Genomic DNA, 4,912 nt, shown 5'->3' on the forward strand with positions numbered 1-4,912 from the left:
CCCTTATAGAGACAGACATTACCGCGATTTTTGTCAATTGTTTGCGATCTAGAGCGAACTAATCAATTAAATCTCTTGCCAGATAAGGATTTAGTCGATTTATGCCCCCATATCGAACCATACCAAGTCCCGAAGAGCCCAATATCGAGATGATAACAGTCATTTAAAAGACCAAATTGTTGAAATATCTGCCACTAATGTTGACCTGCAAAAAGAATTAGATTCTTTAACTTCAGAAATGCGGAATTTAACTGAAGAAAAAGCCAAAATTACGGCGGAGCGAGAGAAAGTTATTGCTGAATTAAAGCAGATCGAAATGGAAGTAAAAGTGGCAGCCCATAATGTCCGTAGTACCAAGTCTGTATATGGAAAGCTAACTATTTTATGGACTTTAGTGAAATCTCTATTTCTCGATGATAACTGGGAAGATTTTGGTTCGATAGATAATAACTTGCCCTCCGATCCTGACCGGCCACAAATGGGGAGTGGTCAGTCAAATATCAACAAATCTTTGCTAGATAAATAAATCAGTTAAGGAGTAAAATCAATCATGTCTAGAATCAGTAAATTAATTGCTAACCTAGAAGATTTGCACCAGCAGGATCTAAAAAATGCCGCCCAAGTTTACGGAATTACGGCCACGTTGACTGTCCGCTTGCAAGAAGTTTTAAATAGTTTAAGCGAGCAAAATTTGAATATTGCCCATAAGTCTTTGCCTGAAGGAAATTTAACTAAAGATGATATTATCTCCCTTTACGGTAACTATAATAATGCCTATAAAGCCTATAAAGAAGCCTACAATATTAAATGCTCAAAGGGATGGGAGGCATTTTTGCAAGCGATTCATGGTTTAAAACCTCCCGGTCTTTCTCTTAGTTTAGAGCAGCGCGTCGAACAGTTAGAGAAAACGGTAAAAACCTTAGTGGAAATTCTCCTCGATAAAACTTAACTCCAACTGAACTTAATCCGCGGGACTGTCTTTTTGGATTAATACCTCACCAGCGATTAAACGTTGGGCTGCCAACAGCAACACATCCTCAATATAGGGCTTGACAAAATAACCTTTTGCCCCTTTAGCTGCGGCGAGATGCTGCATTTTTTGCGACCCTCGCGAGGTAATCATCGCTACTGGTATCCCTTGAAGTTGTTCATCCTCTTGCAGACGAGAGAGCAATTCTAACCCATTCAGGCGAGGCATTTCGAGATCGCAGAGAATCAGATCACAAGCTAATCCAGCCCGTAATTTTTCCCATGCTTCTAAACCGTCTCGGGCCTTTTCAATGCGATAACCAGCTTTAACCAAAGAAATCGCTAACATTTCCCGCGCCGTTACCGAATCATCGACAATCAAGACCCGAGGAGTCGATTGTGCAAAGAAATTAGCGGGATTACTGTCAATAATCGTTGTATCGGGGGATCAAGACGGGTTAGGAGTCGCTTTAATACTATTAGCTAGTAACACTTCCCCCGCAATCATTCTTTCAGCTGCCGAGAGTAAATCTCTTTCCGTGTAGGGCTTGGTAAAATAACCACTAGCCCCTAATGTCGCCGCCACCTGACGATGACGTTCCGCTCCTCGGGAAGTCAATAAAGCGACGGGAATCGAGGCTAATTGGGGGTCTTTTTGCAAATTATAGAGTAATTCTAGGCCATTCATGCGGGGCATCTCGATATCGCAGAAAACGATATCACAGGGCAAACCGCCGCGTAATTTTTCCCAAGCTTCTTGACCATCCCGGGCCTGTTCCACACGATAACCAGCTTTACTAAAGCTTAAAGAGAGCAATTCCCGGACAGTAATCGAATCATCGACAATCAGAACCATAGCCCCCGATTTTTGCCTAGTTTTCACCGCTACGGGGGGGAGAGGTTGGCGCCAAGGACCACCGTTATCGGTACGCAGACGACCCCTGGCGATGTCGATTAACTCTAACACATCGCCGATCGGCATCACCGTACCATCGCCCAAAACCGTCGCCCCAGCAATCCCAGCCGTTTTCGGAATCGGTCCTTCGATCTGTTTGATGACGATTTCCAGTTCACCGATCACTTGATCCACCTGTACTGCGAGGAGATTATTACCACCGCGCAGGATCACGATCGAAAAAGAGTCTTGCTCCTGTTTGCCAGTATAAAAACTACCGCGACTTAGTTGCCGATTGTAGGAAAGCAATTCGCTCAAGGGTTGGAAGGGTAGTAAAGTATTTTGCCAGACAACGCAGCGCCGTCCCTCCCTATCCATTTGGATATCGCTGGACCGGAAATCCTTCATATCTTCCACTCCGTCCATGGAGAACCCGATGCGCGCATGATTACTAACACAACAGAGGGCCTTACAGATACTCAGGGTTAGGGGTGAACGGATGGTAAAAGTGCTTCCTTTGCCCAGTACCGAGTCAATAGTAACGGTCCCGCGCACATCGATTAAACTGGTCTGCACCACATCTAAACCCACCCCACGACCAGCAAAATCATCGGCCTGATCTTTGGTACTAAAACCGGGGTGAAAGAGGAGTTTATAGACTTCTTGGGGACTGAGGTGTTCAGCTTCCTGATCGCCGATCAGGCCTTTTTCGATCGCCTTGCGTTTCACCTGATCAGCATCAATACCGGCCCCATCATCACCAACGGTGATCACGGTTTGATTCCCCTGTAGGAATGCCCGGACAGAGATGGTCCCGAGGGCAGGTTTCCCTTTGGCCATGCGTTCTTGGGGTGATTCAATGCCGTGGGTGATCGCATTGTTGACCAGATGGGTCATGGGACTATTGAGATGTTCGAGGATCATCTTATCGATGAGAACATCACCCCCTTCCACTTTTAATTTGGCTTGTTTATCGAGTTTCAGGGAAATATCGCGAATTGCCCGGGGTAGGCGTTCGGCGGCTTGACTAAAGGGAACCATGCGCGATTTGGTCATCCCTTCCTGTAGTTGGGTGGTGGCCTGTCGCAGACTGCGCGTCACCTGATCGGTTTCATCGACGACAAATTGAAGATCAGAGGCCGATTCTCGCACTCGTACGATCAATTCGATCATCTCTTGGGATAATAAATGGAAATCGGTAAAACGGTCGATCTCTAGGGCATCTAGTTCGCCGGCCATGGCCGAATCCCCCTGATTTTCTCCCTGAACTCTACCGTAACCGATGGCACCACCGGAATTGCGACTAGCCAGTAAAGCCCCTTCTAGGAGGCTTCTTTCATAGAGATCCTGCATCCGACTGCCCACATCACCCAGATGTTGGACGCAGGTTAGCAAATTATCTAAAAAGAGACGCAGGCGATCCTGTTCCTCTTCAAGGCGATTGCGTTTAACCACCAGTTCCCCGATCAGATTGCTGAGGTTATCCAATTGTTTGATCGGCACCCGCATCGTCTGTTCAAAAGCTTTACTGACAAGGGGACGCAGGTTTTTTGACCCGACCGGTGAACTGAAACTGGCCGCCGGATTTGCTGCCATCACCTGATTGGTTTCTTCGAGGAGTTTTTCTAAATCCCTGAATTCATCCTCTGGGAGGCTTTCTGGCGCAATTTCCAGTGATTCTAACCCTTGCAGAGGTTCCGCCGCCGCCACCGGGTCCACTGCTGGGGATTCCCAGAGGAAGGCCTCTAGGGATTCAAAGATGTCTGGTAGTGGCGGTTGCGCCGGTGGCGTGGGTTTTTCCAGAAAAGCTTCTAAGTCTTCGAGGCTGTCGTAAAAATTGGGGTTGCCGATGGCTATAATTGCTTCTGAGTCCAAGACCACCGCATTTTCTAGCAGCAGAGATTCGAGATCATCCCCATCTTCCGGTTCTAACTTGGGAGCCGGTCCGGGGGTAGAATAAAGATCATTAGTGGCGGATTCTTCCCAATTGATACTATCGCCAAAAAGTTCCTCTAGAGCCTCGTCACCGTCGGCGTCTTTGTCTTCTAAACTCTCTAACAGCTGTTCGAGATCCTCGTTAAAGAGATGATCCGAGTCGGGTTTCATCATGATTTGCTTCCTGCCAAGTCTTCCTTTTTGGTCAACCAATACGCTCTCTCTAGCTTCAGATTACCCAGAATTTTACTCGATAACTCTATCCACTAGCAATTTTTTTATGGCTAATCAAACTCTTGGACTCGATCAACAATTTTACTCCTATTATCAATCTATCTGTCTGCGAGAATCTCCGATTTTAGCTCAATTACGTCAAGAAACTGCCTCTCAACCCCTGGCAGTCATGCAGATTGCCCCCGAACAAGGTCAGTTTATGGCTTTTTTGGTACAGGCGATCGGGGCGAAAAAAACCCTAGAAATAGGGGTTTTTACCGGTTATAGTTCTCTAGTGGTAGCCTTAGCTTTACCCCCAGAAGGCAAGCTGATCGCCTGTGATCTAAGGGAAGAATATACCAGTATAGCCCGCCGTTATTGGCAGCAGGCCGGTGTCGCCGATAAAATCGATTTAAGAATTGCCCCGGCCCTGGAGACTTTAGATCAATTAATCGCCGGGGGAGAAAGTAATAGTTTTGATTTTGTCTTTATCGATGCCGATAAAAGTAATTATGATCCCTACTACGAACGGGCGTTACAATTGGTCAGAAGCGGCGGAATTATCGCCATCGATAATGTTTTTTGGTCGGGACGAGTAGCGGCGGCCGATAGCACCGATAATCGCACCAAAATTATCCGTTCACTTAATGCCAAAATTCAGCAGGATCAACGGGTCAATATCAGTATTATTCCTATTGGTGATGGTTTGACCCTGGCAATGAAAAAGTGAAGAAGTCGATTTTTGTTGTCTAAATTTAGTGGCTCTTCGGTAATTGTTATGCAATGGACGGGGGTTATAAGGGATGGAACCCTTATATAGAAAGGCATTTAGCGATTTTTGTCAATTGTTTTTTATCTAGAGCGAACTAATCAATTAAGTCTCTTGCCAGATAAGGATTT

Annotated in this window: 6 protein-coding genes; 4 read left to right on the forward strand and 2 right to left on the reverse strand. The window is 46.1% G+C overall.

Going from position 1 to position 4,912, the window contains the following annotated elements:
* The first annotated feature begins 30 nt into the window (after nucleotides 1–30).
* The 3 genes from O9332_RS04060 (at nucleotide 31) to O9332_RS04070 (ending at nucleotide 949) form a co-directional block, all read left to right on the forward strand.
* Nucleotides 31–153, forward strand: coding sequence for a hypothetical protein (locus tag O9332_RS04060; RefSeq protein WP_288023767.1), 123 nt, complete (start codon nucleotides 31–33; stop codon nucleotides 151–153).
* Nucleotides 154–238: 85 nt separating this feature from the next.
* The gene (locus tag O9332_RS04065; RefSeq protein ID WP_002795750.1) at nucleotides 239–526 is read left to right on the forward strand and encodes a hypothetical protein; all 288 of its coding nucleotides are present in this window, start codon (nucleotides 239–241) and stop codon (nucleotides 524–526) included.
* A 24-nt stretch (nucleotides 527–550) separates the two neighbouring features.
* The gene (locus O9332_RS04070; RefSeq protein WP_002760825.1) at nucleotides 551–949 is read left to right on the forward strand and encodes a hypothetical protein; all 399 of its coding nucleotides are present in this window, start codon (nucleotides 551–553) and stop codon (nucleotides 947–949) included.
* A gap of 12 nt (nucleotides 950–961) precedes the next feature.
* On the opposite strand, the gene O9332_RS28310 is transcribed toward O9332_RS04070, so the two are convergent.
* Together O9332_RS28310 and O9332_RS04075 are read right to left on the reverse strand one after the other, a co-directional pair.
* On the reverse strand, nucleotides 962–1,351 hold the full coding sequence (locus O9332_RS28310) for a response regulator (protein WP_502846637.1): 390 nt from the start codon (nucleotides 1,349–1,351) through the stop codon (nucleotides 962–964).
* 66 nt (nucleotides 1,352–1,417) lie between these two features.
* Nucleotides 1,418–3,973, reverse strand: coding sequence for a hybrid sensor histidine kinase/response regulator (locus O9332_RS04075; protein ID WP_002760822.1), 2,556 nt, complete (start codon nucleotides 3,971–3,973; stop codon nucleotides 1,418–1,420).
* Between the two features lie 106 nt (nucleotides 3,974–4,079).
* On the opposite strand from O9332_RS04075, the gene O9332_RS04080 reads away from it, so the two are divergent.
* Nucleotides 4,080–4,742, forward strand: coding sequence for a class I SAM-dependent methyltransferase (locus tag O9332_RS04080; protein ID WP_002760819.1), 663 nt, complete (start codon nucleotides 4,080–4,082; stop codon nucleotides 4,740–4,742).
* Nucleotides 4,743–4,912: the final 170 nt, after the last annotated feature.

The sequence above is a fragment of the Microcystis sp. LE19-10.1B genome, from assembly GCF_027530565.1.
Classification (GTDB): domain Bacteria; phylum Cyanobacteriota; class Cyanobacteriia; order Cyanobacteriales; family Microcystaceae; genus Microcystis; species Microcystis aeruginosa.

Excerpts from the sequence above, each read along its gene's own strand:
- O9332_RS04065 (WP_002795750.1), top strand. The coding sequence starts at position 239 with ATGCGGAATTTAACTGAAGAAAAAGCCAAAATTACGGCGGAGCGAGAG.
- O9332_RS04070 (WP_002760825.1), top strand. The coding sequence starts at position 551 with ATGTCTAGAATCAGTAAATTAATTGCTAACCTAGAAGATTTGCACCAG.
- O9332_RS04075 (WP_002760822.1), bottom strand. The coding sequence starts at position 3,973 with ATGATGAAACCCGACTCGGATCATCTCTTTAACGAGGATCTCGAACAG.
- O9332_RS04080 (WP_002760819.1), top strand. The coding sequence starts at position 4,080 with ATGGCTAATCAAACTCTTGGACTCGATCAACAATTTTACTCCTATTAT.